Source organism: Rubripirellula lacrimiformis, assembly GCF_007741535.1.
GTDB lineage: Bacteria > Planctomycetota > Planctomycetia > Pirellulales > Pirellulaceae > Rubripirellula > Rubripirellula lacrimiformis.
The window spans coordinates 780,095-806,517 of sequence record NZ_CP036525.1 but is presented as its reverse complement, the minus strand read 5'-3'; the positions used below and the strand labels follow the sequence as shown (position 1 = coordinate 806,517).

21 protein-coding genes and 1 tRNA gene are annotated in these 26,423 nt (G+C 55.8%); 17 read left to right on the top strand and 5 right to left on the bottom strand.

The features are described 5' to 3' along the window. Nucleotides 1–126 precede the first annotated feature (126 nt). Nucleotides 127–1,020, top strand: a complete 894-nt coding sequence (locus K227x_RS02830; RefSeq protein WP_145167984.1) for a PfkB family carbohydrate kinase — start codon at nt 127–129, stop codon at nt 1,018–1,020. A gap of 12 nt (nt 1,021–1,032) precedes the next feature. Here K227x_RS02830 and K227x_RS02825 read toward each other — a convergent pair whose 3' ends face one another. The 4 genes from K227x_RS02825 to K227x_RS02810 form a co-directional block, all read right to left on the bottom strand. Continuing rightward, complete coding sequence (locus K227x_RS02825) at nt 1,033–2,610, bottom strand: pectate lyase (protein WP_145167983.1); 1,578 nt, start codon at nt 2,608–2,610, stop codon at nt 1,033–1,035. Between the two features lie 36 nt (nt 2,611–2,646). Then, nucleotides 2,647–4,338 (bottom strand): sulfatase family protein, encoded by a 1,692-nt coding sequence (locus K227x_RS02820; RefSeq protein ID WP_145167982.1) that lies wholly within the window; start codon nt 4,336–4,338, stop codon nt 2,647–2,649. Nucleotides 4,339–4,467: 129 nt separating this feature from the next. After that, a complete protein-coding gene (locus tag K227x_RS02815) occupies nt 4,468–5,808 on the bottom strand; it encodes a class II 3-deoxy-7-phosphoheptulonate synthase (RefSeq protein ID WP_145167981.1) in 1,341 nt (446 codons plus the stop codon). A 63-nt stretch (nt 5,809–5,871) separates the two neighbouring features. Beyond that, complete coding sequence (locus tag K227x_RS02810; protein WP_246146459.1) at nt 5,872–6,393, bottom strand: DinB family protein; 522 nt, start codon at nt 6,391–6,393, stop codon at nt 5,872–5,874. Between the two features lie 345 nt (nt 6,394–6,738). Between K227x_RS02810 and K227x_RS02805 the strand changes: the two genes are divergently transcribed. The 10 genes from K227x_RS02805 (at nt 6,739) to K227x_RS02760 (ending at nt 18,756) form a co-directional block, all read left to right on the top strand. After that, complete coding sequence (locus tag K227x_RS02805; RefSeq protein WP_145167979.1) at nt 6,739–7,641, top strand: UDP-2,3-diacylglucosamine diphosphatase; 903 nt, start codon at nt 6,739–6,741, stop codon at nt 7,639–7,641. 41 nt (nt 7,642–7,682) lie between these two features. Further along, entirely contained in the window at nt 7,683–8,921 is a 1,239-nt protein-coding gene (locus K227x_RS02800) for a DUF3419 family protein (protein WP_145177147.1), read from the top strand. Continuing rightward, on the top strand, nt 8,918–9,751 hold the full coding sequence (locus tag K227x_RS02795; RefSeq protein WP_145167978.1) for a class I SAM-dependent methyltransferase: 834 nt from the start codon (nt 8,918–8,920) through the stop codon (nt 9,749–9,751). The genes K227x_RS02800 and K227x_RS02795 overlap by 4 nt, the downstream gene beginning before the upstream one ends. Continuing rightward, nucleotides 9,741–11,621 carry a methyltransferase gene (locus K227x_RS02790; protein WP_145167977.1) on the top strand — a complete coding sequence of 627 codons (1,881 nt, stop codon included), beginning with the start codon at nt 9,741–9,743 and terminating at the stop codon, nt 11,619–11,621. Before K227x_RS02795 ends, K227x_RS02790 begins: the two co-directional genes overlap by 11 nt. Before the next feature lie 57 nt (nt 11,622–11,678). Beyond that, nucleotides 11,679–11,752: transfer RNA gene (locus K227x_RS02785), tRNA-Arg, on the top strand. A gap of 142 nt (nt 11,753–11,894) precedes the next feature. After that, nucleotides 11,895–13,154 (top strand): tyrosine-type recombinase/integrase, encoded by a 1,260-nt coding sequence (locus K227x_RS02780; RefSeq protein ID WP_145167976.1) that lies wholly within the window; start codon nt 11,895–11,897, stop codon nt 13,152–13,154. Between the two features lie 206 nt (nt 13,155–13,360). After that, nucleotides 13,361–14,191 (top strand): hypothetical protein, encoded by an 831-nt coding sequence (locus K227x_RS02775; protein ID WP_145167975.1) that lies wholly within the window; start codon nt 13,361–13,363, stop codon nt 14,189–14,191. A 72-nt stretch (nt 14,192–14,263) separates the two neighbouring features. Further along, complete coding sequence (locus K227x_RS02770; RefSeq protein WP_145167974.1) at nt 14,264–14,512, top strand: DUF1580 domain-containing protein; 249 nt, start codon at nt 14,264–14,266, stop codon at nt 14,510–14,512. A gap of 739 nt (nt 14,513–15,251) precedes the next feature. Continuing rightward, nucleotides 15,252–17,999 (top strand): phage/plasmid primase, P4 family, encoded by a 2,748-nt coding sequence (locus tag K227x_RS02765; protein ID WP_218933732.1) that lies wholly within the window; start codon nt 15,252–15,254, stop codon nt 17,997–17,999. A 370-nt stretch (nt 18,000–18,369) separates the two neighbouring features. Further along, nucleotides 18,370–18,756 (top strand): HTH domain-containing protein, encoded by a 387-nt coding sequence (locus K227x_RS02760; protein WP_145167972.1) that lies wholly within the window; start codon nt 18,370–18,372, stop codon nt 18,754–18,756. A gap of 202 nt (nt 18,757–18,958) precedes the next feature. On the opposite strand, the gene K227x_RS02755 is transcribed toward K227x_RS02760, so the two are convergent. Further along, a complete protein-coding gene (locus K227x_RS02755) occupies nt 18,959–19,774 on the bottom strand; it encodes a DUF4282 domain-containing protein (protein ID WP_145167971.1) in 816 nt (271 codons plus the stop codon). Between the two features lie 355 nt (nt 19,775–20,129). Between K227x_RS02755 and K227x_RS02750 the strand changes: the two genes are divergently transcribed. From K227x_RS02750 to brxC, 6 genes are all read left to right on the top strand, one after another. Then, nucleotides 20,130–20,501 carry an ASCH domain-containing protein gene (locus K227x_RS02750; RefSeq protein ID WP_145167970.1) on the top strand — a complete coding sequence of 124 codons (372 nt, stop codon included), beginning with the start codon at nt 20,130–20,132 and terminating at the stop codon, nt 20,499–20,501. A 181-nt stretch (nt 20,502–20,682) separates the two neighbouring features. Next, the gene (locus tag K227x_RS02745; protein ID WP_145167969.1) at nt 20,683–20,886 is read left to right on the top strand and encodes a MerR family transcriptional regulator; all 204 of its coding nucleotides are present in this window, start codon (nt 20,683–20,685) and stop codon (nt 20,884–20,886) included. An 18-nt stretch (nt 20,887–20,904) separates the two neighbouring features. After that, nucleotides 20,905–21,411: a BrxE family protein gene (locus K227x_RS02740; protein WP_145167968.1), complete on the top strand. Its 507-nt coding sequence runs from the start codon at nt 20,905–20,907 to the stop codon at nt 21,409–21,411. After that, the gene (locus tag K227x_RS02735) at nt 21,401–22,219 is read left to right on the top strand and encodes a BrxA family protein (RefSeq protein WP_145167967.1); all 819 of its coding nucleotides are present in this window, start codon (nt 21,401–21,403) and stop codon (nt 22,217–22,219) included. Before K227x_RS02740 ends, K227x_RS02735 begins: the two co-directional genes overlap by 11 nt. Continuing rightward, nucleotides 22,194–22,763: a BREX protein BrxB domain-containing protein gene (locus tag K227x_RS02730; RefSeq protein WP_218933731.1), complete on the top strand. Its 570-nt coding sequence runs from the start codon at nt 22,194–22,196 to the stop codon at nt 22,761–22,763. Before K227x_RS02735 ends, K227x_RS02730 begins: the two co-directional genes overlap by 26 nt. Next, entirely contained in the window at nt 22,760–26,419 is a 3,660-nt protein-coding gene (gene brxC, locus K227x_RS02725; protein ID WP_145167965.1) for a BREX system P-loop protein BrxC, read from the top strand. Before K227x_RS02730 ends, brxC begins: the two co-directional genes overlap by 4 nt. The last annotated feature ends 4 nt before the right edge of the window (nt 26,420–26,423 follow it).

Here is a 26,423-nt window from a genome sequence, read left to right as displayed (position 1 = left end):
GGGGCATTCACTGCCAAGTCCACTCGCATGGTCGCAAGAAATGGGTTGACCCCCACACCCGATGCGTAGACGCTAGGGGAACTGCTGATCTTGCGCCTACGATCCCTCACCATTGCACCGCCAATCATGCCTTCCACCTCACCGCTGCTGCCGCCTGTTGTCGTAGGCGAAGTCTTGTTTGACCATTTCCCGGACGGCAACCGGGTCCTTGGCGGGGCTCCCCTGAATCTGGCCTGGAATCTGCAAGGACTTGGCGTACCGTCGATCTTCATTTCGGCAGTCGGCAAAGACAGCGAAGGCGAATTGATTCAACAGGAAATGACATCCTGGGGAATGAGCACCCGGGGATTGCAGATCGTTGACCACCCCACTGGCCGTGTGTCGGTCACGATGGTCGATGGACAGCCCGAATACGACATTGTCAACGAAGTCGCGTTCGACTTCATCCAACCACCCTCGTTCCCGATCACCGCCAACGAATTCTCGATGCTCTGCTACGGCAGCCTAGCATTCCGCTGCCCCACGACTCGGCGCACACTGACCGACCTGATCCAACAATCCGGCCTGGACCGTTTCGTCGACATCAATATCCGCGATCCGTTCTTTGACGTCGCTTGGCTCGACACGCTATTGGGCGGTGCCCGATGGGTCAAACTAAGCGAAGCCGAACTGAGCCGATTGGTGGACGCCCCCTGCAACGATCAGTCACAAATCGCGGCGGGATGCGAAACTTTGCGAGGCCGCTTCGACATTGACACAGTGCTGGTCACCTGCGGATCCGAAGGCGCCCACGCATGCAGCGCCGGGTCGCACGAATTTTCGCCCGTGGCTCCCGTCGATTCGCTCGCGGACACCGTCGGAGCGGGTGACTCATTCGCCGCCGCGACCATCGCGGGCCTGATTCGCAACGTCCCGATCCGCGAAATCCTGCCCAAGGCTGCCAAGTTTGCATCGCAGGTTTGCACGATCCACGGCGCGACCAGCAAAGACCAATCGTTTTACGATCAAGCGTCCGCGTAAGTGACGGCTCGGCTACGGTTTTGACGCCGACACCCATCGGCTCAACAGCGTCAAGTTGTTGGCAAACGTTTCGCTGGAAAGGTACTCGGTCCCCACCGGCAGTTTCATCTGTCCCACCAACCGGCGTCCGTCAAACCGGTCGACCCAACGATGCGAAGAATCCATGGCATCGATGACCTCAGCAGCCTGTTTCTGCAAACCCGATCGCGACACCGAATCCAGGGGCCGCGTCCCCTGCTCTGCACTGCCCTGATCTGTACTGCCCTGATCCACCCTGCCCTGATCTACGGGGGATGCCATGCCCTGGACCGCGCGGCGATACGATTTCGTCAACGCATCCACCTTCCAATCGATCTTCCATCCATAGTGTCGCGGCAAATCGGAATCGTCATAGGTCAGGAAATACCGCTTGCCATTTCGATTCATGTACAAGGGGCGATTGGTCTGAAGTTCGTAGTACCTAGCCAGCGATCCATCGGGCAGACGTGACTTCCCAAGCCATTGCAGTGCCGCCGGAATCCCCTGCAGGTACTTCGGCTGGCCAGTGGTTTCGGCGATCAAGATCAAGGTCGCGATCGCTTCTTGAGTTTCGTCGCTCGCCATCGCCGGCGGCTCGAACTTACGTGCCCACGCGGGATGCATTTCCTTGCTGTACTGCTGTGCGAATCCCGGCTGGGGCAGAGGCATCTGAGCGAGCAACATAAAGTCGCCCAGGCGCTTCAACGAAGCCAGATACCGTTGGTCGCCATACACCCGGTGGGCTTCGATCAACACCTGTGCAACATACCCACAGACGTTGTCATTCAACGTCGCGTGGTTCCAATATTCTTTGACGTGGTTCTCGGTTCGCCAATCGTACTTTGGATAGCTGGCCGACACCCCAGCCGCCGCTTGCTGATCACGTAGCGGCGGATCACTGGTCCACACCTGAGGAAATCCGCCATTGGGCAACTGGGCCGCAACCAGCGATTTCAGAGCGATCTGGACCGCGCCGTGAACCGATGTGTCCGAGCGATCGACCGCTTCATCCAATCGAATCAGAAACAGCATCGCCGACTGGCTGATCCCATCGTCTAGCGTTGAATGGTCACGACCGCGGCCGCGACCGTTTCGATAGGCCGCCACGCGACCACCGCTGGGATCAAAGTCGATCGCGTTGGTCCATCCGCCCGATTTCAGCTGTCCATAAACGATCGCATGCCCGGCGTCCAAGGCCGCCTGCCGATAGAACGCGTCGCCGGTGGCGGACCATGCATCTAGGTAGGCCATCCCCACGGTGGGCGTCCCCGGCGGCTGAACCCAAATCTGATCCTTGCTAGCCTCGCCTTCGCCCCAACGCTTCTGCAGATCCAACGCATAGTGATACACGTACCCGCCATGCGATTGGACGGTACCGTGGTAGTAACCCGCCGCCTTACGCATCGCGTCGATCGCACGCGACGCGCCCTCGGGTTGGACCGAATCACGGTCAACCGCCCCCGCCCTGCCGGGCGTGGCGCCGTCATCGGCAATCGCATCCACCACGACCAAAGACAAGGCGGCCGAACACGACACGGCCAGACACAACGCGGCAAGGGTTCCCCATCGCATGGACACGTGCTTTCACAGAGAGAGAGAGAAAGAGGACTACTTCTTTTTCTTCTTCAACTGAGCTTCGCGGCGCTGGCGAAAGTCGGCTGAGATTTCGATCGCCTTCTTGCGGTCCGCATCATCGTAGTCCCAAAACTCTTGGACCACCTCTTCACAGGCCGGATAGTGCGATCCGTCATCGCCGACGGCTTGACGAAGTTCAGCAAACTGGGACTTCAATTGATCACGCACTTCGACATAGCGAGGGTCGTCATAGACGTTGTTGAGTTCCTCTGGATCCTTGACCAAGTCATACAGTTCCCAAGCCGGCGGCGTCTGATCGCCACCTTCATAGTTACAGCCGTAGAAATAGATCAGCTTGTGCGTCTTGGTGCGGATGGCCATCTCGCCCGGATTGTCATGGTGGGCCATGTGCATCCAGTAGCGATAGTACGTGGCCTGTTTCCAATCCTCTGGTTCCTTGCCCGTTTCACAGATCCGTCGAAACGACTGACCTTGCACCGACGCAGGGACCTCGGCTCCGGCGAAATCCAACAGCATGGCAGGAAAGTCGACATTTTCGATGATCGCATCGCTGCGAATGCCAGCCGGGATCGCCTTGGGGTAGCGGACGATGAATGGCATCCGCTCGGACGGATCGTACGCCCAACGTTTGTCTTGAAAATCCTTTTCGCCCAACCAGAATCCTTGATCGCCGGTGTAGACAATCAAGGTGTTGTCGAACAGGTCTTCGGCTTTCAGATAGTCGAACAATCGCTTTAGGTTTTCATCGACGCCTTTGACGCAGCGAAGGTACTTTTTCAAGTATGCCTGATAGGCCATCCGTTTGATCTGGTCGTCCGACAGATTCGGATCATTGAAATCCCACTTGAATTCGTTGGGGAATTGCTTGGGCAAATCTTCGGCATAAGAACGACGAAGGTTTCTGCGTCCAATCGATGTGCCAATGTGCCGGGTCAGTTCGTCGCGATAACCGCGTGTCGCAATCGACCCCCAGGTCTCGGGCAGTTCCCACAACGACTTGGGCTCGGGGATATCGACATCGGCCAAGTAGTCATCGTAGCGAGGGTTGCTTTCGAAATAATCGTGCGGTGCCTTGTAGTGGTGCGACATGAAGAACGGCTTGCTGGGATCTCGTTGGTTCTTCAACCAATCCAGCGCCGCGTCGGTGATCACGTCGGTCGAATGGGAACCGGGATACGCGACCGTGTTCTTCGGCCAATCCTTGTCACCCTGGATTCGGAACTCGGTATCAAAATACTTGCCCTGACCTGGCAGCACCTTGTAGTAGTCGTAGTTCGGTTCTTCCTTCAAATGCCATTTGCCGATCATGGCGGTTTGATAGCCGGCCTTTCGCATTGCGATGGGCAACATTTGATCGGGGCCTTTGATCTTGCCGTTCAGGTCAAAGACGCCGTTGATGTGATCGTATTGGCCCGTGATGATGCAGGCCCGTGATGGCGTGCAAATCGCATTCGTGCAGAACGCGTTGTCAAAACAGATCCCTTCGGCGGCCAAGGTATCAATATTCGGCGTCGGATCGATCTCTTTCAACAACGTCGCGTAGGCCCCCACGGCCTGGGCCGTATGGTCGTCCGACATGATGAACAGGATGTTGGGACGGTCGCTGCCAGAGGACTGCTGGGCTTCGGCAGGCGACGACGCAGCCAGCATCCAAACGGCTGGCACCCAAACGACCAAGGGCAGCAAGAAAATTCGGCAATTCATAGCGGAACACGGTTAGTGGGGCGATCAGAGTCAGCACGGGGACCAATTCTACACCGGTCCAACTCTGATTACCGCTACGGGCCGACAAGGTTACAGTAATCGGCGACGAAAGCCGCGATCACCGTCCATTCAGCTCGATTCGCGAGCCTGGCCGGCGATCAAAAACGCGATCTCCATCGCCTGTTCGTAGTTCAACCGCGGGTCGACGCTGCTCTCGTACGCTCGCACCAAATCTCCGCTTCCCAGCCCACCCGATCCGCCGATGCACTCGGTCACTTCATTTCCGGTCAATTCCAGGTGAATCCCGCCGACCACGGTCCCCTGTTCGGCGTGAATCGCAAACGCCTGCCGGACCTCGTCCAGAATCTGATCAAAATGCCTTGTTTTGATGCCCTGGTCGGTCGTGATCGTGTTCCCGTGCATCGGATCAACGGACCACAAAACGGGATGCTTCGAAGCGACAACGGCATCGATCAACGCGGGCAAGCAGCCCGCGATCTTGCTGGCACCAAAGCGGCAGATCAACGTCATCCGACCGGCCTCGCGTGACGGGTTCAGAACGTCCAACAATTCGATCAACCCATCGGCCGTGGTGCTGGGACCAACCTTCACGCCGATCGGGTTGCGAATGCCACGACAGTACTCGACGTGGGCTCCGTCGATTTGCCGCGTGCGATCACCGATCCACGGATAGTGCGTGCCCAGGTTGTACCAACCGTCCCGTGCGATCGCCCGCCGGGTCAACGCTTGTTCGTACGGCAACAACAGGGCTTCGTGCGAAGTGTAAAAATCGACCCGCGACAGGTCCGACCGCGACACCCCACCGATCACCCCCAACAGATCCAACGAATCGCTGATGCCACGGACCATCTGATGATATTGGCCTGATCGCGACGACTGAGTCACGAAATCGAGCTCCCAATTTTCCGGATGCTTGATGTCCGCAAACCCACCCTCGGTGAGCGCTCGCAAATAGTTCAACGTCTGTGCCGAACGATCGAATGCACCGATCAGATTCGCGGGCTGTGGACACCGATCCTGTGCAGTGAACGGACTTCGATTGACACAGTCGCCACGATAGGACGGCAACTCAACTCCATCGCGAGTTTCCAAGTCGCTCGAACGCGGCTTGGCGTACTGGCCTGCGATACGCCCGACCCGGATCACGGGCTTGCGCATCCCGTACACCAGCACCAAGCTCATCTGCAGCAAGACCTTCAACTTCTTTTCGATCGGGTCCGCCCGGCAGGCATCGAAACTCTCGCTGCAATCGCCGCCCTGCAACAAGAACGCATCGCCACGCGCGGCCGAAGCCAACTGAGTTTTCAGCCGCTCGACTTCCCAACTGGTGACCAAAGGTGGACGCGTAGAGAGTTCATCGACGACGGCATCCAGTTCTTGCGGGTCGGCGTAAATCGGTTGCTGCAACGCCGTCTTGCTCCGCCACGATGATGGCTGCCATTCGTTCATAGATTCAGTCTCTGCAAAGTACCAGTGTCGTTAACCCATCAGTCTCGTCGCTAGCACCGCGGGTTAGGCCGGTGCCATGCCCATCGCTCGCCGCCACGCGCTCAACTGGCCGATGTGCAGCATGAAGTGGCCACCAACATAGAAATTGTCCGCGGCGCCAACGGTCGGAACCTTGGCCCGCATCGCTTCGTCGGGATACTCGGCCGTGAACAGTTCGTCAGGAGCGGTCATCAACGCCGCTGCCGCCGCCTGATAGCCGCCCAGCAAACGGTCGACCAATTCATCCTTCCCAGGATAGATCGTGCAATCAGGGTCGTCGGTGCAGGTGGCATGCTTGGAAAACAATTCCTCGTACTTTGCGCTCGGTTCGAAAGCGGATGCGTCCTGCTGCAGATCATTCAAAACCTTCGGCACGTACAAACTGAGGTGCCCGCAAATGAATGCCGGATGGTTGGAAACGATCACCTGCCCCCCTGGCCGCGCGAAACGACCAAAGTCGCTGGCCGCGATGCCCTTCAACATGCGTTCCGCATTCGCCAAGCCCAAGTTGGCAGAGGCAGCAAACATAGGTCCGATCGTCGACATCAAAAAATCCTTCGCGGTGAAACAAGTCGTCAGCAGGAATCCAAACGGCAAATTGTAGCAATTCGACCGCAGATAGAGAGTCCACCCCCAACGCCCCCCCGAATCGCCGTCTCCCACCCCGACGTTCCCACCCCGACGTTCCCACCCCGACGTTCCCACCCCGACGTTCCCACCCCGACGTTCCCGCCCCGTCGCAAAAACTTCTGGCAACCTGCGACTGGACTTAACTCAATTCACATACCCCATTGCTAGGCTGCTGACCGAGTCGCCAGTGAGGCCGATTTCCAAGCCGGAGACCGATCTCCACGACAAGCGTTTGCCACCAATGAGAAAGGAAAAGCTGCCATGGACCAGGCTGATGCGAAACCTGTCCGTACGCTGCTGGTCAGCGACGTCCATCTCGGATGCAAACACTCGCAATCAAAAGAATTCCTGAACTTCCTGCAAGGCTTCGCACCGGAGAACATCTACCTGGTGGGCGACTTCATCGACGGCTGGAAGATCAACACCGGCTGGCATTGGACCCAGGATTGCGACAACGTGATTTCGCACCTGATCGAGCTGACCCGACGCGGCACCAAAGTGTTCTACGTACCGGGCAACCATGATGCCTTTCTTCGCAGTTCGGTGCTGCGAAGCGCCTTGCCCGATGAATTTTCGAGGGTCGAAGTCGCCAACGAATTTGTGTTCGAAACCCTCGCCGGCTGGCGTTTCCTGGTCACTCACGGTGACCTTTTCGATTGTGTCGAGATGCAGGCCCAGTGGCTTTCCAAGGGCACATCGGCTCTGTACGACGCCTGCCTTAGCCTGAACTGGTGGCTGCACCGATATACGTTCGCCGAATCCTGCAACCCCTACGGCGTATGTGCCGTGCTGAAGGATCGCGTGAAACGGTCCATCCGATTCATCAGCAACTTCGAATCTAAAATCCTGGACCATGCCCGCCTCCGCGACTGTGACGGGATTGTCTGTGGCCATATCCATACCCCCGACATCGTTACCACCGATTCGATGTGGTACTGCAACACCGGCGACTGGGTCGAAAACTGTACCGGTTTGGTGGAATGCCACGATGGCCAGATCCAGCTGGTCCGTCGCTATGACGAAGACATCATTCTGGACCTGCCCGCACGGCAATCCCCGGATCACCCCTTGCCGATAGCCATCGATCCGGGCCTCGTCCTTACCGAACCTGGTTTCTCTTCTGCACCCAACTTTGAAGCAGCGGCCAAAGAATTTGCCGTCTGAACTTGTTTCGTTCACTCACGCTCTTTACGAAAGATAATGGCATGGTCACCCAGTGGCTTGGCAACAAATGCTTCTCGGTCGTTCACCAAAAGAACCTCGTCTACAACACCTGCTGGGAAGACCCTCGGATCGACCGCCAGGCACTCGACCTGACAACGAAAGATTCGGTGCTGGTGATCACCTCGGCCGGCTGCAACGCGTTGGACTACGCATTGCAGGGTCCCAAAGACGTCTTTGCGGTCGACATGAACCCGCTGCAGAACGCTTTGCTAGAACTCAAGATGGCGGCGATTCGCGGCCTGGACCACGACGACTTTTTCCAAATCTTCGGCCGCGGCTTCCACCCCGACTGGGAATCCCTGTACCAGAAACAAATTCGCCCCCATCTGCCTCAGGCCTATCAATCGACCTGGGATCGGCGAGCGGATTTCTTTGATGGATCGACACGCCGAAAAAGCTTCTATTTCCGCGGCACGTCCGGACTTTTTGCCTGGATGATGAACGGATATTTGAAGCGTCCCGCCGGTCTAAAGGATGCCATCGACGAAATCCTGAATGCAGAATCGGTCCAGCAACAACAACAGATCTACGACGACCGAGGCATCAACGACCTGCTGTGGAGCAAGCCACTTCGCTGGGCACTCCGCCGCGACACCACGCTCGCAATGCTTGGCGTTCCCGCCAGCCAACGGGCACAACTTGACCGTGGCTACCCAGGTGGGATCGGCCGCTTTATCCAAGATCGCATCGAAGCGGTATTCAAGAAGCTGCCGCTGCGTGAGAACTATTTCTGGCGAGTCTACCTGACCGGCAGCTACACCCCGGACTGCTGTCCCGAATACCTAACCGCCGACGGATTCGATCGGCTGCAGTCTGGACTAGTCGACAGCGTCCAGACCATCACCAATACCGTCGAAGGATTCCTCTCCAAACACCACTCGCCAATCAGCCGCTTTGTTTTGCTGGACCACATGGACTGGCTTTATGACCGCTTCCCCGACCGACTGGCGTCCGAGTGGCAGAGCATTCTGGATCGCGCCGCACCGGGTGCCCGAATCCTGTGGCGCAGCGCCGCGCTGAACGTCGATTTCGTGGATCCACTATGGATCCGTGACTGCGGCAAATCGATGCGGATGGGCGAACTACTCCGCTACCAAACCCAACTGGCCAGCGAACTGCATGCCCGCGATCGAGTCCATACCTACGGCAGTTTCTATATCGCCGACCTGCATCGCGACGGAACCCACCCAAGCAGCACCGATGCGGGAGTCGCCGCATGATCGACCTCAGCAAACCGATCTCGCGTTGGTCCGACCTGCGAATCCTGTGGCATCTGCTGTGCAGTCCGGTCCACGGGGACACGCACGAACGGCGGCTAGAGAATTTCTATCGAGGCCAGGCCAACGACTACGATTCGTTCCGTGCCCGCATGTTGCACGGCCGATCGGACCTCATCGCTTGGATCCCGTTTCCCGACCAGGGGATTTGGGTCGACATGGGTGCTGGCACCGGACACAACTTGTTCGCTGCGGGCCCCCGAGCTGTAAAAATGAACCAGATCCACCTGGTCGATCTGTCGTCGTCGCTACTGCAGGTCGCTCAGCAACGCATCCAAGCCAACCAGATCGACAACGCCCAGATTCACCACACCGATGCGACCCTGTTGGACCTGCCCGACGCTAGCGTCGATGTGGTCACGTTCTCGTATTCACTGACCATGATCCCGGATTGGTTTGCGGCCATCGAAACCGCCCACCGAATCCTGAAACCTGGTGGGTTGATCGCGGTGACGGACTTCTATGTTTCTCGTAAACATGCCGATACGGATCGCCGTCAACACGGCTGGCTACGTCGATCGTTCTGGTCGCTTTGGTTCGCCGCCGACAACGTCTTTCTAAACGGCGACCACCTGGCAATGCTAGACCGACGATTCGAAATCCAGCGATGCGAAGAACGGCTCGGAAGCGTGCCTTACCTGCCGATGGCCCGAGCCCCCTACTACCTATTCATGGGGCGCAAAGCGGACTCGACACCCATCGCGACTCCAACCTTGCAAGTCTCCGCCGACACAAACCTCTCTGCACCCAATAGGCCAGATCGTGTCCACTGATACCTGGGTCGATGAACGCATTGCCGGCTACCGGATGACGCATGACCGGCCTTACTGCGACAGCCCGACTGACCATCGCGGCAAGACCGCCGTATCGCCGTGGGTCCGACTGTGCCGCGAATTCATTCGGTGCCATCGACGTCCGATCAACGTCGCCCTGCACGCAGTCACCACACCGCTAGCACTGCTGGGATTGTGCTGCCTTGCCAATCTCGTCAATCCACTGCTAATGCTGGGTGCGGTGGTCGGATATCTAGGCATCCTTGCAACGCTGGTGCCGCGATGGGTTTGGCTCGCAACGGCGATTGTCCTTTCACTGATCGGGATTGCCAGCCTTTCACTTCCAGTTGGGTGGATTCCTTCAGTCGCGATGTTTGCAGCCGGCTATACCGCGCAGGAAGCCGCTCACTGGATGGCCGGCGAGCCGACGCTGCAGAGCACATACATCGGACAACGGGGAAACATCACAAGGTTGGTCGAACACACGATCCTGCTGCTGCCGCTGATCTTGATGGCCTGCAGTCGGACTCGGCAATCTCCGCTGCGTTTACTGGTGTCGCGTTCAGCAGTGCTGCCAACCAAGTTGTCTGACTGCGGTTCGCGGGCAGACCTCCATTCGATCTGCGACTGGGTGCGACGGGAACATCCCACACTGCGACAGAGCACCCATTGGTGGCAACATGAACTCGGCGATGATGCGGGGGCGGCGTATGATCGGCTTAGCCATCATGATTCGCTGCTGTCGATGATCGGGCGGTTCCATGGCAGCGGCTACACCGTTCGCCCGGTGCTGGGGATGAATGAACTGTACGTTACCGGGCCGCCCAAAACGGCCAGCTCGGATACGGTGTTCTACATGCCGCATGTGGATGGACCGTGGGCGGTTTTTCCGGGCGTCCGTCTGTACCGCTGCATGCTGGCCGCCAGCCCCAACACCGAGGTCACCACTCACTTCCCCATGCTGGGGCCTGACTACCGCCAACCAGTCAGCTACCAAATGCAGACTGGCGACGCGGTCGCTTTTGACTTCAACCGCGAACTGCATTACATCACCCGGCAGCCTGCCCCTCAGCAGACCCAGCCGCGAATCAATTTGAAACTGCACTTTGTCGCCTACCCCAAACAGCTGCCCTGGTACGGCCGATGGCTGGACAGCCTGACGACGCACTACGACATCCGTGCTCGACAACTGTTTCTGCAAACGATCAACCCGAACAGTGGCTGGCAGAAAATGAAAGCCTGTTGGGTGCTGGGCTGGACCAAGATTTTTGAATGGATCGCCCGCTTCGCAGGTTGGACCAATCTGGCCTACGTGGCCACCCTGGCGATCGCCAGCCTGGTTGCCCAGAACACTTGGATTTTCGTGATCGGCTGCAGCTTTGTGCACTATTGGATCTATGCCGCCACTTTTCGGCATCGGCAATCCATCGCGTTTGGCGAATTTGCACGCAACGCCGTGTTCTTCAAAACGATCGCGATGTCGATCCTGGCGGTGATCTACGCCAGATATGCCCTCGAAACCCCCGTTTCGATCCCGGTCGTGGTGGGCGGATTCACTCTGGCGACCTACTCGACGTGGGTGCTGGGTTTTCGCCGCAGCTATTTTTCAGCCGAACTGGGCTTCGATGCGCCGCGAGCGATATCGCGATTTCCCTATGGCACCCTCCCCCACCCCATGATTCTGGGTGCGATGGCGGGCCTTGCGGGGATGCTGCTGTGCCCAACACTGCGAGAAACAGCGGGTTTTCTGGTCCTCGGGCACCTGGCCGCCTACACGGCGATCCTGCTGCAAGAGAGCCTCACCGCATCGACCAAATCCCAGTTCGACCGAACAATCGCCCCACAAGCCTCCCCCCCAGCCGCCAAATAGCATCCACTTTGGCCTCTAGAACCACAGCCCAAAGCACGCTAAACTGTCCGCACAAAGGCACCCGTGGCACAATTGGATAGCGCATCGGTCTTCGGAACCGAGGGTTGCAGGTTCGAATCCTGCCGGGTGTATTTTCAGAAAAGACCGTGATTTACCGGCTGGAACGCCTCCAAGCGTTACCGTCTCAGCGACGAGCGGCCCCGTTTCAAATCGAAGTTGTACCGAAAAACTGTCCTAACCGACGGGTACACCTTCCAAACGGGAGTTCCGCAAATGGCACGTCCAAAAGCAAAAGCACCTGCCCGCCGCTACCACTTGAGCGGCCAATCCGTTGTCACCATTGCTGGCAACGACTTCTATCTTGGCCCCCACGACAGCCCCGAAGCGATCGCTCGATATGCGGTTCTGATCGGAACCTACCAGGCTGGCGGGCTCTCTCTGCCCGACGATTTCGAACTGGCATCCCTGGAAGACCGAGTAGCCGCACTGCTGGGCCACGCCACCGCGACGACGTCGCTGCAAACCGGCCAACCGATCTTGGTGCGCCATGTCACGGCAAACTATCTGGAAATGGCGAACGTTCGATACCGGGACAGCCATTCCGAATTGCACCGACTGACCCAAGTTTGCGCCGCCCTGGACGCGAATGACGGCGACACCGACGCCAAAGACTACGGCCCGCTGGCGTTGCAACGCCAGCGAAAACGATGGGTCGAGTCGAAAGACGCTCGCAGCGGACGACGCTACTCCCGCGTGTACTGCAACACGCTAACGAAGCTAATTGTGCGGATCTGGAAGTATGCCGTATCGCAAGAATTAGTCGATGAATCGTGCTGGCTCCGCCTGCGGTCCGTCGACCCGCTCCGAATGGGCCAAACGGAAGCTCCCGAAGTCGCCGATGTGGAACCCGTAGACATCGACGTGGTGCGGCGAACAGCTGCCGAACTGTCTCCGATCCTCAAAGCCATGATCCGCATTCAGGTCGGAACGGGGATGAGACCGAGCGAGGTCTGCAGGATGCGTCCGTGCGACATCGACCGAACGGGCGAAGTATGGGTGTACCGACTGGCCAAACACAAAACTGCCAACCAAGGAAAGACGAAAGCCGTACCGCTTGTCGGTGATGTGCGAGATGCCGTGACGGACTACCTACAGCGAGCCCCCGAGGCGCCCTGCTTTTCGCCTCGCGAATCAATTGCGTGGGTCCAATCAAACAAGAGAGCGAATCGGAAATCAAAGGTGCAGCCGAGCCAAATCAACCGGGCAAAGCCGAATCCCAAGAAGCAACCAGGCGAATGCTTCACGTCTCATAGCTACCGGCAATCGATCCAACGTGCTGCCAAACGAGCCGGAGTTGAACGATGGCACCCGTACCAAATCCGCCACCTCGCAGCGACGGTGATCTGTGACGCACTCGGTATCGAAGCAGTACAAGCGATGCATGGACACTCCAAACGAGCCATGAGCGAACACTACGCCAAAAGGAGCCTGCAGCGCTCCATCGAAGCGGCGAAGGTTGCCCCGAAACTTTGATTCGCCAACAATGACAACGACCACATCGGTGACGGCTGATGTGGCGAACCCGTTCGCCGGCGACGGTCGGCGAACCAAATCAAACATCGCTGCGCGACGGTGCGGCGATCGACGGGCAGGCGACTGATCCTCGCCGAGCGATACGACCAGCCAGGTGAACCCTATACCTGGCTGGTTGGATCGGCCCGAAAATCAAGGGTATCTCGATGAACGCGACCGAATTTAAAGCAGACGCTGAAGAGTGGGCCGACTGGCTGGAAAACCACTCGCGACAGTGCCTTTCGTGGGTTGATCTACGAGCCACGAACCAACACGTTAAGGCCGTGATTGCTAGCCGAATGCACTTGGCGATATCTACGGGGCTCTTCCCTTCAGAAAGCGAATCTGCGAGCGGCATTGCAACCTGGAATGGAAAGCATCTGAACTGGCATGGACTACGGCTGGTGACTGGAATCCATCGTGATCATTGGACCGCAGAATTTGACCCAGACAGCGCCCCACCGCACAAACGGAGAGTCTTTAAGCCGATAAGCATTTCCGGCGATGATACGGAGGCTGGAAAAGAGCAATCCGAATGGACTTCAAAATCGGATGGCAGGACTTGGGTGAAATCCGATGCAACGCACGTCACTGCCGATCGAACACCAGATGAACTCCGGGAGTGGTACAAGCGGCAATCACTTGCGTGGGCACAGATGCTTCGAACTGTCTCATCGATGATTTTGGTGAGCGAATCTGACGACGAAAAAGCACTTGGCGGGGCTAACGGGGCAGGTGTGTCAACTGAGCATCGAGGTGTGGAAAAGCGACATGACCCGACACCAAAGACGACACGCAAAAAAAAGACACCTCGACGTTCGATGAACGCTGCAGCGGCAGACTGCGCGAGACGCTACAAAGCGGACAAAGGCAGAACGCCGCTAAAGCACGTCATTGCCGAATACGTGGACGAGCAAGGTGGAAGCATCACTTCTATTCATCGTGTCCTAAATGACAACCCGGACCAGTGGAAGACGACACAAAAAGACGACACCTGATCCGACGCTACGAAAAAAACAACAGACACTCATTTGCGTTGCCCGTATCCGCACCGCTTTTTGAGATTTTCAATGCCTGTTTCAACCGCTACCTCGACGTCCCGAATCTTAATCGAGGACGTTTTGACCTTACCGGAAGCTCGCACCGAGCTATTCCGAGCCACTGGACGCCGTCCAGATAAGAGCACCCTTACTCGCTGGATCCACCACGGTGTCGGTGGAACCAAGCTTGAGCATGTCCGGCTAGGAAACCAAATCTTGGTCTCTCGCCAAGCGTTAACCCGCTTCATCGAAGCTCGCACCCGGCAATCGGGTAGCTGAGCAGGAGAGGTCTCTAGCCACGGGCATAGCCTGAATCCGGCGAGAGACCAACGCAGCCATGCTTTCGCCGATTGATCGTTGGATATATGGCTTTTGCTAAATCACAAAAAAACCGCTGCCTGTCGATGCACGACAAACAACGGCCTGTTTTCTATCGCAGCGACCACTGACCAAAGTATTGCTGCGCCCCCCCACTACCAGAAGGATTTCCTAATGCTAACGCATGGTTCCGGCGAGTCAAATAGTTATCCGCCCATTGCCCCAATGGCGGCCGGCCGACACAAGTACCCTAGCCACCCGACGGTCATTTCGGAGGCCGGACATCAGTCTCTCCTCGGGCGTGAATTCCTCGTCGATAGTATCGGTATTGTCGGGCCCGGTCGGCTCCGTTCTTTTTCGCCGCCGCCAACCGAGCTTGAGATTGCGATGGCGATGGACTGGCTGACCAGTCGTGCCGAGCCTTCACGGTCGCCGAAGGTCGACTCGTACTTATTAAAGCATCTGGCCGAAAACTGGGCCGGCTTTTATATCTCCGATGGCGCCATGATCGCAGCCGCTTCCCGTTTGCAGATACCGCAGGAAGTAGACGGAACCCTGAGCACGCTAGTCAGCGTTGCCAATTCGTGTCGGAAGTTGCCCGAGGCTGACTGGATGCATCGGACCGACACACCATGGCCAGCGTGTTGCGCAAGCCATGGCACCGACATGCTTGCTCCTAGTCCCACAGGGAGCTTTCACCATGGCGAATAAACAAACTTCATCGGGATACGAACTAAGCGACGTCAAAGACGCCGCGGCCGGACATTGGCCAAGGATCGTTGGCCGAGTTGGCGGGGTCGGAGACGAGTATCTATCTACCAGTCACGGACCGTGCCCGATGTGCAAGGGAAACACCCGTTGGCGAGTGTTTGACGACTTCGACGAAACCGGCGGCGCAGTCTGCAGCCACTGCGGAAAATTTGGAGACGGGATTGCAGTCATCCAGGAAGTCCTGGGAATCGGATTCCTGCAAGCGCTGAAAAAAGTCGGCGACTTCCTGGGAGTCGAGAAGAAAGGGATACGGCGGAAGGCATCCAACAAAGCTGCCAACAACCCAGCGGCCAAGGCCAACCGGAAGCCGGCCGAAAGAGGGACGGAACCGAAACCAGAACCCAAGCGGAACAAAGCAACAGAGCAACTGGAGTTCGATCTTCCAAAGCCGGAAGTGATACTTAGATACTTCACTTACTACAAGAAAACGACACAAGAAGCCGTGAAGCAGTTGGGCGGAGTCCCGGCGAAGTACAGAGACCGCCAATACGTCGTTGCGTTCCCAATCAAGGGCGAAGAAGGCGGGCCTACCATTGGCCGGACGATCTACGACGCGTGGGGAGGATGCATTCCGAAATGGAACGCGAGAATCCAGAAAGAAGAACAACTCAAAGTCAAAACGATCAAAGAATCGGACACCGGGGATCGGAACAAATCATTTGGATACATCGGAAATATCGCCGACACGGACACTGTCGTCTGGAAAACCGAAGGGTTGCCGGATGCGTTAGCTCTTGCCGGGCTTGGATTGCCGGCAGGCCATGCGGTGTGTTGCAACGCTTGCGGCGCCGGGGAACGGCCGGACAAGCCCGACACTCTTGGCTTCATGCGGGCACTGGCCGGCAAAGAGGTGATTGTTGTTCACGATTGCGACGAGCCCGGCCAAAAGGGTGCGATGGGAAACGGGAAACGCCATCCAGGTTGGGCACCCGAAATTGCAAAGCACGCGAAATCGGTGAGGAACGTTGTTTTGCCGTACCCGATCGAAGAATCCAAAGGCAAAGACCTGAAAGACTGGATCGAGGAACAAAAGAAAGCCGGCCTGGATCCAGTCGAAATCTACGAAGAATTGTTTAGGCTGGCCATGGAATCACCGCTCGTTTTGCCGGCGGGGGAATCCCCTTCCAGCGTCGAATCCAACGACGGAGACGAAGATGATGGCGCAACGCTGGAAGATCAATTCGACGATGACGACGAAGAAGCCACCGACGAACCGGCCGCGGCCGAGCGACTGGAAGCCGCCGACGACCCCAATCGCCTGGCTGTGATGAACATGAACAACTACCGCGATGATCACGGCGGGGAATTGCGATTCTGGAGGCAACAGTGGTGGAAATACCGCGAAGGCGTTCACCGTCATGTTTCGGACAGCGAAGTATCGGCCAAAGTTCACGCATCGATCCGCCGCGAATTCGAGTCGCTCTATGACGAAGAACTCGAAAACTACAACGCTTGGTTGGAATCGCCAGACTTCGACGAAAAGTTGGACAAGGGGCCGCCGAAGGTTCGGCCGGTCAAACGGGTTTTGACTTCGAACGTCATCGACGCGATGAAATCGTTGTGCTTGCTATCCAACAGCATAAAAATGCCTTGCTGGTTGCCGGATCGGACGAAACGAAACTACTTGTCGATGAAAAACGGGATGCTTTCGTTCGACGAAATGTTCTCGGAAACCCCCGACCCCGAAAAAATCCTGCTGCCGCATTCGGCAGACTGGTTTTCGCCGATGAAACTCCCCTACGACTTCGATCACAAAGCGGATTGCCCTATCTGGAAAGCTTTTCTGGAAGATGTTTTCAACCAGGACCGAGATTCAATCGTTCTTCTGCAGCAATGGTTTGGCTACATGCTCTTGCCCGACACTTCGCAGCAAAAAATGCTGTTTGTGATCGGGCAGAAGCGATCAGGCAAAGGGACCATCATGCGTGCCTTGATGGACATGCTAGGCCGCGAATCGGTCGCCAACCCTTGCCTCGGAGACTTGGCAAACCAGTACGCGCTCCAAGGCATGATGGACAAGTCCGCGGCCATCATCGGTGATTTGCGTCTGAGCGGTCGTGTGGACGACACACAGATCACTGAGAAGCTTCTGGCAATCAGCGGCGAGGATGCGTTGGACGTGCAGCGGAAGTACCTGGAAACGATCCACAGTCACAAGTTCAACATTCGGTTCACGATATCCTCGAACATGCTCCCGAAGTTGAGTGATTCATCGGCGGCACTGATGTCGCGATTCTTGTTCCTTTCGATGCCGAACACGTACTACGGCCGAGAAGATCGCACGTTAGGGACGAAGGTCGAATCGGAGCTACCCGGGATTCTTAACTGGGCAATTGCTGGCAGGGCATCGCTGACGCAAGTCGGCGAATTCATCCAACCTGAGTCGGGCAAGGACACCAAGGACCAAATGCAACGCATGGTGGCCCCAGTGAGCTCGTTCATGGACGAATGCTGTGCACTAGAAGGATCGGTCGCGATCGAAGACCTGCACGAAGCGTGGTGCAACTGGGCTCGTGAAAATCACATCGCGTGGAAGCTAGGCGTTCAGGCGTTTTCGCAGAAGGTCCGCGACGCGATCCCAGGAATCCGTATCACGCGCCCTAGAACAGAGATGCCAAATAGACCGAGGCATATGGAAGGAATTTCGCTCAAAAGAATTCTGGGAGGCGAATCATAGTCCGGTCCACACGGTCCAAGAATTCTGCGGGAGTAACTCGATACATAGGGAAGGGAACACAAGAACCATTACTATTATTCTCTTATGTGAGATTCTTTGTCGAAAAGTAGGGACCTAGAGGACCAAGTGGGGAAATAGATTCAAAAGAACGGAGAAAACAAAAAGAATACCTATTAAAGAAATCTACCCGAAAGAACTAGCGAGCAAAACAAATGAACTTCCAAACCAACGAAACGCCAAACGATCGATTCGGCACGTCGCCTGGATGGGATTGGTCCGCTTTGCCGGCTTGCGTTGGCTACAGCTTGGCGATCGAACTCTACTCCTGCAGGGGCTCAACCCGATGAGACATGAGTGTGCAACAAACAATTTGAGTGAACGCGATCGAAAGATTCGCCGAAACGCTGCCCGCGATGCCTACAACCGACGTCGGCAGGTCGCCGCGGAACTTCGGCTATCCAAACTTGCTGCCCTGCTTCGCAACGTCAACGTCGGTGAACGTGGCTGGCAATCGAGACTGGCCGAATCACTGAATGTCGATCGCGCAACGATTCATCGGGACCTGAAGAAGCTCCCGGGGGTACATCGAAAAGCGAAAGAAGAATCCGCCGTGCTAGATTTCGATCGGCGAACTGAATTTTTTTGGCGGCTAGAGGAATCCCTGTACGGATCGAGCGACTATGAAACCGGCGGCGACGCCCAGCGTGCAACAAACGCAGAAGCGGCTCCATCTGCAACGGCAGCAGACGGGCGTTAAACGTCCATCACTGGCCGTTCTCGCTGCACTGGCCTCGGCGTCGGGCGGGCGGCTGACGGTGACGTACCAGCGGCCCAAAAAAGAAGCAAAACAGCGTGATTTGCTGCACGTCACGCGTCCCATGCATCGCTAATTGCCGGCTCGCACTGGCCCGTCCCGTCCCGTCCGTTTCACCATGCAACAACTCCGCGACAGAGCTGTCTCATTCGCTCGATCGCCTGGTCTCTTTCCGAAATCTCTTGGCGATGTCGTGCACGTTCGCGATATCTTCAGCGATACGGAAGAAAACGATCGCCGATTCAAGTATCAATCGCACGTAGAGCAGTGAGGCGATGCATCCACCGAAGAAAAAAAGCAGAACAGCGGCCTGCCCCAGCTTGCTAGCTACAAACTTGCCAACGCCACCAATCCAACCTGGCAATACCGACGGAGACGGTGGTTGTGGCGCCCATGCTGACGAGGATCGACTTCCGGCGTCGGTATTGTCACGTGAAGCTCGACTGCTGGCAGTGTCTGGAAGGTTTGATGAAAGCGACTCGGCAAACGGTGCGACAATCGTAGTGAATGTCACGATGGCCATCAGGAGAACGACCGCCGTCACAAAAACAGCCCACTGAATACGAATGATCCATGGCGTGATGTAGTAGCGGAAGCGAAAGTCGAATATCGCAAAGAACGCCGCACCGATTGTCGACGGAACAATCATCGGTGCGTGCCGCGGTCGATCGACAGTTTTAACGTGAAAACTATCAACGTCCGGCTGCCCATCGGATTCACGATTGCCGGCCGGTCGAGGTTCTGCCGGCGGCGCCTGAGGAACGTTCATCGACGCCATCGCGGCCGCAATCTGCTTGATCCGGCTCGCGAGAATCCATCTGCCGCTTGTGTGCCGTTCACTCATCACTTCGGTATCGAACGCAACGCTTCCGACCAAAGCAGCGTCGATCAGTTGCTGCAGCGTGAAGGGGCCGTGAACCTCGCCGTCGTTGTGGCGAAGGAACCAATCGTGTGATGCCATTTCCGGTCCTGCTTACTGACAGGGACGCTTCAATCCCCCAATTCAATCAATGTCTGCGATTCTCGCATCGTACTCCACCACTCGAACGCCCGTCGCTGATTTCACCATTGCCGGCGGGCGTCGTGTTAAATGCGATCCTGCAGCGTCACATTCTCTAGCGGCGATGGACATCAGCCCCGTTCGATGACCAAACTCCAGCCGGATTGAAGCGGTACCTCGGATCCTCAATGATCCAATGCATGAGGTTTGTCGCCTTCGCGACAGCCTAGTGGGTTCGAATTAAGCGGCTTGATACATTTTGAGTTTGCCGAATCGCGCCCCGTTCTAAAAATGTTCTCGCTATCGCAGGTGATGCATGTCCCCGGAAATCCGCTGCCTATCGGTTCGCCAGCCCTGGGCGTGGGGCATCTGTGCGGGAATCAAAACTGTCGAGAACCGAACCTGGACGACACAGCACCGAGGCCGAATCGCGATCCATGCCTCGACATCAGCCCAAGTCGTCAACGCGATTCGAAAGACGACAGGATCCGATTCCGTTCATCGCGACGCGTTCAACTTTGGTGCGATCATCGGCTTTGCGGACATTGTCGATGTGTCGTCGTACGGTCGGGGCTTCCAATTGAGGTCATGTGTTCTGCAAGCCGCATTTCTGTTTCCGCAACGACCCCACCAATGCCAAGCCTGCGATCTATTGGCTGGTTCCAAGTTTCAGGCGGACACTCCCTAGAACTGCGAAATCCTGCTCAATCGGGAATGTTACCGGAGTCATTCAGCACAGCACGCAAAACCGTTTTATTGCCCGTAAACACCTCGCCGAAACTTTCCGTCGGATGGCCAATGTTCGGAACCTTTGGTAAGGTTCGTGGCATTGGACGGATTAACTCATTCCATCCCGAAATGGGGGAAACATGAGCACCGACAGCGAGTTCATGACAGTAAAAGAAGCGGCTGAGTTTTTGGGCGTGTCACCGAACACGCTCCGAAGCTGGGGCGCGGCCAAAAAGATTGCGGAGTATCGGCACGCAGTGAACAACTACCGCCTGTACAAGCGGGCTGATTTGGAAGAACTGCGGCAGAAACTGGAAAGCCCATCGCTCTCGGACGATGAGTGAGACCGGCAGGAAACAGCAATGGCGAACAATTCAATTATCGACGGACTCTTGAAAGCACGACTGCTGGTCGCGGCATTGGGTGAGCGTATCAGTGAACCTTGGTGGAAGAGTCAGTTTCTTACACCAGCGGGAATGAACATCGGTCAACGCATCTTCCCTAGAAGCACCGGAGTGGCCGCTCTTTCGTCTGCGACGGTCGCTGCTCGCAAGGATCATGACGACAAGACCGGCCTCCGCTCATTTCATCTGTTCAGATTCCCATCGAGCATTGAGCACCAGCTCGTTGACGTTGCGAATGAACTGGCTGACTGGACGCTGCCAACAGAATCTACGGACATTGTTCAATTACTGCAGGAGATGTCTGAAGGAAGCGACATCAAGTTTTCCAAGGGACCGAAGTCGCTAGGAAAAATCACAGAGATACAAAAGGCTTCGACGCCAAGGGATATTGCTTCGCTGTACGCCGCGTCTATCGCGAAGAACCAGCGAGTGTATCCCTACTTCGAGGCGGCGGATGATGAGTAGCGTAATGGCAAAAACGGTAAGCGATCCCTATACGATTCGCATCTCGAAAGGAGCGGCCCTTCTTCCAGAGACCCGGATGCTATTGCGCGAATGGAAAGTTGATGAAGATGCGGCAAGCCTCGCGGAACGAGTTCTTGAAGCGGACTTGCTCGGTAAGGCAACGGCTCGTCGGGTTCGAGACATCGTTCAGCGATGTTTCGCTCCAAGGTTGCTGAGCCCCGCCGGCTGTCCAGCTCGTCACATGAAGCGTCTGGTTGAGAACCGATCTTCAAACGATTGGTTCCGAGATCTGTGCCTACTGTATTCCGCACGCGCAGATCGTCTTCTCCGGGATTCGATCACTGTGTTTTTGACGGACGCCATTAACGAAGGACGGCTGTCAGTCACGGTAGATACGGCAACTGCATTTCTTTGCGAAGCCGAAGAAAAAGGCATGATGGAATCGCCATGGGCGGCAGAAACGAAGAAGAAGGTTTCTCGCGGGGTGCTCAAAGCACTAGCAGAGTTCGGTCTCTTGTCTACCAACTCACGTAAGCCTCGTGAGATCCTTTCGTTTCGACCACATCCTATCGCTGTTGCCTATTTGGCTTATGACCTGCACTTTTCAGGCAAGTCAGATGCCGGCGTTGCGTCTCATCAAGACTGGTCGATTTGGCAGTGCAACAAAGCAGTTGTTCGTGAAAGTCTTGATGAACTCAGCAGACACGGACTCTGGGTCTTTCAGGCTGCGGGCAATGTCGTTCGTATCACGTGGAACGCATCAACGATGGAGGAGGCAGTCGATGTCCTCGTTGGAATCAACATTTGAACTTCTTCGGTCGCAACTGAAGGGGACAGACGCACTCAATCCAGCAAAGAGTGATCCTGTCTTTTACTTCATCCATGCGCCAGAAGAGACTCTCGAACTAAAGCAGAAGCTGCCTCTCTGGGCGGCGAAACTGCGGCAGGACGACTTGCAAGTACAAACCGCATCGATGGCCGAATTGGCTTGGAAGATCATCGACCAGTCGGGGCGCTGGGAATCTTGGCTGGAAGCAGAACCAGATGCTGAACCGACAGAGATCAACAGTGCCATGAGAGATGTGTTGCGCGGAGATGACGGACTGATAGGGGAAGTCGCTGCATTGGTCTCGGAACCAGTTGAGAATCGCGTTCTGTTTCTCACGGACACCGGACTGCTGCACCCGTACTTTCGAGTTCGCACATTGGAAAGCGGACTTCACGATCGAGTGAAAGTGCCAATGGTCATCTTCTATCCGGGAAAGAGATCGGGGCAGTATGGCCTCAAATTTCTTGGGTTTTACTCAGTTGACGGAAACTACCGATCAACGTTGGTCGGAGGAACAGCATGAGCGAAACGATTCGGCAGCTATTTTCAACTGATCGCAAGATCGATCGGGAAATTGAGAAGGTCATTGATTATCAGCGTGATGATCCCGACTGGCTCGAACGAGAAATCAAAGAGTACGAAGTCACCGACAATGTTGAGGCTTGCTTCAGCAAGTTTGTCGAGCACTTTGGTGCCGGCGTGCGCACCGGTGACATTACAGAAGTTGGGATTTGGGTTTCCGGCTTCTATGGATCTGGTAAGAGTTCGTTTACTAAGTACCTTGGCTTTGCGCTTGATCCAGATCGGAAGATCAATGGCACACCGTTCATTGATCTTCTGAGCGAACGCCTCAACTCACCTGCAGTTGAGTCTGAACTTAAGACTCTTGCAAAAAACGAGCCTACCGCTGTCATCATGCTCGACCTCGGAGCGGAACAGTTGGCCGACACAGCAACGGCCCCGGTCACAAAAGTTCTGTATTGGAAGGTGCTGCAAAAGATCGGTTTCTCGAAGGAAAAGAAACTCGCAGAGCTGGAATTTCGCCTCGACAAAGAAGGTCGATACGCGGACTTTCAGGAAGCATACCGAAAGAAGTTCCCGAACAAAGGTGAGTGGAGTGACATCCATAACGACCCTTTGATCGCAATGGCACGCGCTGACCAGTTGGTGCCACAGTTTTTCATTGAGTACGAACCGGGCGAATTCCGAAGCACAAAGTTCGAGTTGGAATTGAACGTTCGTGAGCTTGCTGAGCGAATGGTGGATTTGGTTCGTCGGCACTTCAAGCACCAAAACGTGCTATTCCTGATTGACGAAGCCGGCCAGTATGTTGCTCCGCGTGGTGAGTTGATTCTCAACCTTGATGGTCTTGCTCGAAACTTGAAGGAGCTTGGCAAAGGGCGTGTTTGGATTGCGGCTACCGGTCAGCAAACGCTTCAGGAAATTGTCGAACAAGCGGCATACAACTCTGCGGAACTCAACAAACTGCGAGATCGATTTCCAATCAGCATCCAGCTGGACGCTCGTGACATCAAGGAAATCACGTACCTACGTCTTCTCACCAAAGATCCAGATTCACACAAAGCACTCAAGGAAAGGTTTGGCAAGCAAGGTCAGAAGCTGATCGCTGCGACCAAGCTCGAAGGGTGGTCGCAATTCAAAGCGGATCTGGACCCAGATACGTTTGCCCGCTTCTACCCATTCCTTCCGCAGCACTTTGATTTGCTGATGGAGTTGATCCGAACGCTGGCACGCTCGACCGGCGGTGTAGGCTTGCGATCGGCAATTCGAGTAATCCAAGACTTGTTGGTTAATGTCAGTCGAACTCCAATGCCAGCTGGAAAAAAGCCATTGGCAGATCGGCCCGTGGGAACACTCGCTTGCGCTGACGATTTCTTTGATACGTTGCGTAACGATATCGGCAAGGTGCTTCCACACGTTCTTAACGGGATTGAAAAGGTTGAGAGAATCTTCGCCAGCGATCCCTTTACCGTTCGTGTTGCGAAGGCCATTGCAGCACTTCAGCCCTTGCAGGAACACTTCCCAAGAACCGAAGAGAACATTGCCGCGCTGCTGTATCCAGAATTGGGTGAGCAACCTCAAGACCAACCAGTTAAGGATTCACTTGCCAAGCTGATTAGAGAGAAAGAATCGGGACTGGTAAACGATCCTCAGACCGGGGGCTACGGATTTCTCAGCGAAGGAATCAAGGTCTATCGCGACAAGCGAAACGAATACAACCCGACAGGCGGTGAGATCAATCGCCTTCGTTCGCAGTTACTGGCACGGATATTTGAACAGCTGCCGTCATCAATGCTGGAGAATATCAAGAAGGTTGAAGCTGGGATTTGCTACCAAAAGACGCCGGTTGTGGGCGAAGGCAACGATATTCAGATTCGCATTGAGCCGGCTTCTGCCGAGAGCTTTGATACTCGTCGTGAAGATCTGTTGCTCTCTACGAACAACACGCGTGAATTTGAGAACACTGTGGCACTCTTGGTCACGCTCCCGGAAGAGATTGAGGAGAAACTCATCGAAGCTCGGCGTTCCGACTTCATCATCGGCACCATCCCTGAACGTGACGCCGATAAAGACGTAGCACAGTTCCTGAGAAGTGAACGCGCCCTGATGAACAAGAGTCAGGAGGATGCTCAAAAGCTGATTGAGCAGACGCTGTTGCAGCAGGGCCTATTCATCTTCAAATCACAACCAAAGCCGGTGAAAGAGCTTGGCAGCACTCTCGATGCAGCTTGCCGGCAGATCGTGGGTGAAGTTGCCAAAACAGTCTTTCCCAAATTCAAAGATGCTCCGATTCGTCCAAACACTGACATCGCGGCAAAGTTTTTGGAAGTCGAGCGTCTTGACCGGATGCCCAGCGAGAAAGATCCACTGCAACTCGTTGCAAAAGTTGGTGGCAAATATGCCGTTCAGACAACTAAGGATGTCTTGGTTGAAGCACTACGCTGTTTTGCCGAGCTTGCCGAAGCATCCGGGTCTGGTCGCATTCAAGGCAAAGTCCTTCAGGATCGCTTTTTCCAATCGGAGTACGGTTGGACGAAGGATGCAACACGATACATCTTCGCGGCCCTGTTTCGAGCAGGTGAAGTTCAACTGCACACGGGGGAAGGGACAGTCACAACTCCCGGCCCACAGGCAATTGAAGCCTTCAAGTCAACCACATCGTTCAATCGAGCTGGTGTTTCGATTCGAGATAGTCGTCCGCCACTTGATGCAATGGACAGAGCTGCTCGAAGACTGGAAGAACTGTTCGCCATCGAAGTTCTTCCATTGGAAGAACACATCAGTCGAGCCGTACGCACACACATCCCAACAGTTCTCGAAAGTGTTGGCTCGCTGCCAGATCGACTCCGTTTGCTGCAACTTCCGGGACGGGATCGGGCTCAGCAATTGCTTCAAACGTGTGCAGACCTTTTGAAAGAAGACGCAAGCGGTGCGGCGATGGTCTTAGGGGCTTCTGACTGCAAACTGCCAGCTGACATCGAGTGGTCCAAGTTGGTGCTGAAAGCTCTGTCCGACGACGGAGAACGGCTTATCCGGGAAGCACAAAAACAACTCGACGCGATTGACGAGTTGGACGAACTGTTCAAAGGCGAGTCCTCGGTGATTCTTGAAGAAGATCAGCGTCAGACGGTTGAGACAATCAAGCAGAGTGAGAACTTCTTTGAACAGTTGCCTGCGTTACGTGGAGCCGTCCGTCGAATCAATGACAACATTTCCGCACGATTTACAGAACTGCGACAGCAGTTCGACGATCAACTTGAAGACTCTCGCAACGAATTAGAAGGCTTGCCGGATTGGGTCAAATTGAGTCCCGATGATCGTCAGGATATTGCTGGTCGAATGACATCATCGGAATTGCCATCCCAACCTCGACCAGACAGAGAACTCGCCGACCTGCGATTGTTGCTCACGCGTCGAATGGGCCTTGCAGGTCTGATGGACACGTTATCGCATGAGGTTCAACAACGTGTTCCCGAAGAGCAACCCGAAGAAGAGTTGAGTGAAGAAGAGTCTGAAACAATCGTCAACATCTCGTCAAAGGAACTTGTAGAGCCGGTGACGATCACGTCGGAAAACCTTGACGAGTGGATCAGTGATCTTCGAGAGAGATTGGTGACGCTCTTGAGTGAATACAAAGAAATCCATTTCAAGGATTAGCGGG

What these genes read in the sequence shown, in the direction of transcription:
- K227x_RS02755 (WP_145167971.1), bottom strand. Translation starts at nt 19,774, where the DNA reads ATGGCATCACACGATTGGTTCCTTCGCCACAACGACGGCGAGGTTCAC.
- K227x_RS02820 (WP_145167982.1), bottom strand. Translation starts at nt 4,338, where the DNA reads ATGAATTGCCGAATTTTCTTGCTGCCCTTGGTCGTTTGGGTGCCAGCC.
- K227x_RS02805 (WP_145167979.1), top strand. Translation starts at nt 6,739, where the DNA reads ATGGACCAGGCTGATGCGAAACCTGTCCGTACGCTGCTGGTCAGCGAC.
- K227x_RS02780 (WP_145167976.1), top strand. Translation starts at nt 11,895, where the DNA reads ATGGCACGTCCAAAAGCAAAAGCACCTGCCCGCCGCTACCACTTGAGC.
- K227x_RS02750 (WP_145167970.1), top strand. Translation starts at nt 20,130, where the DNA reads ATGTCCCCGGAAATCCGCTGCCTATCGGTTCGCCAGCCCTGGGCGTGG.
- K227x_RS02830 (WP_145167984.1), top strand. Translation starts at nt 127, where the DNA reads ATGCCTTCCACCTCACCGCTGCTGCCGCCTGTTGTCGTAGGCGAAGTC.
- K227x_RS02775 (WP_145167975.1), top strand. Translation starts at nt 13,361, where the DNA reads ATGAACGCGACCGAATTTAAAGCAGACGCTGAAGAGTGGGCCGACTGG.
- K227x_RS02810 (WP_246146459.1), bottom strand. Translation starts at nt 6,393, where the DNA reads ATGTCGACGATCGGACCTATGTTTGCTGCCTCTGCCAACTTGGGCTTG.
- K227x_RS02730 (WP_218933731.1), top strand. Translation starts at nt 22,194, where the DNA reads ATGTCCTCGTTGGAATCAACATTTGAACTTCTTCGGTCGCAACTGAAG.
- K227x_RS02735 (WP_145167967.1), top strand. Translation starts at nt 21,401, where the DNA reads ATGATGAGTAGCGTAATGGCAAAAACGGTAAGCGATCCCTATACGATT.
- K227x_RS02740 (WP_145167968.1), top strand. Translation starts at nt 20,905, where the DNA reads ATGGCGAACAATTCAATTATCGACGGACTCTTGAAAGCACGACTGCTG.
- K227x_RS02800 (WP_145177147.1), top strand. Translation starts at nt 7,683, where the DNA reads ATGGTCACCCAGTGGCTTGGCAACAAATGCTTCTCGGTCGTTCACCAA.
- K227x_RS02770 (WP_145167974.1), top strand. Translation starts at nt 14,264, where the DNA reads ATGCCTGTTTCAACCGCTACCTCGACGTCCCGAATCTTAATCGAGGAC.
- brxC (WP_145167965.1), top strand. Translation starts at nt 22,760, where the DNA reads ATGAGCGAAACGATTCGGCAGCTATTTTCAACTGATCGCAAGATCGAT.
- K227x_RS02765 (WP_218933732.1), top strand. Translation starts at nt 15,252, where the DNA reads ATGGCGAATAAACAAACTTCATCGGGATACGAACTAAGCGACGTCAAA.
- K227x_RS02745 (WP_145167969.1), top strand. Translation starts at nt 20,683, where the DNA reads ATGAGCACCGACAGCGAGTTCATGACAGTAAAAGAAGCGGCTGAGTTT.
- K227x_RS02825 (WP_145167983.1), bottom strand. Translation starts at nt 2,610, where the DNA reads ATGCGATGGGGAACCCTTGCCGCGTTGTGTCTGGCCGTGTCGTGTTCG.
- K227x_RS02815 (WP_145167981.1), bottom strand. Translation starts at nt 5,808, where the DNA reads ATGAACGAATGGCAGCCATCATCGTGGCGGAGCAAGACGGCGTTGCAG.
- K227x_RS02795 (WP_145167978.1), top strand. Translation starts at nt 8,918, where the DNA reads ATGATCGACCTCAGCAAACCGATCTCGCGTTGGTCCGACCTGCGAATC.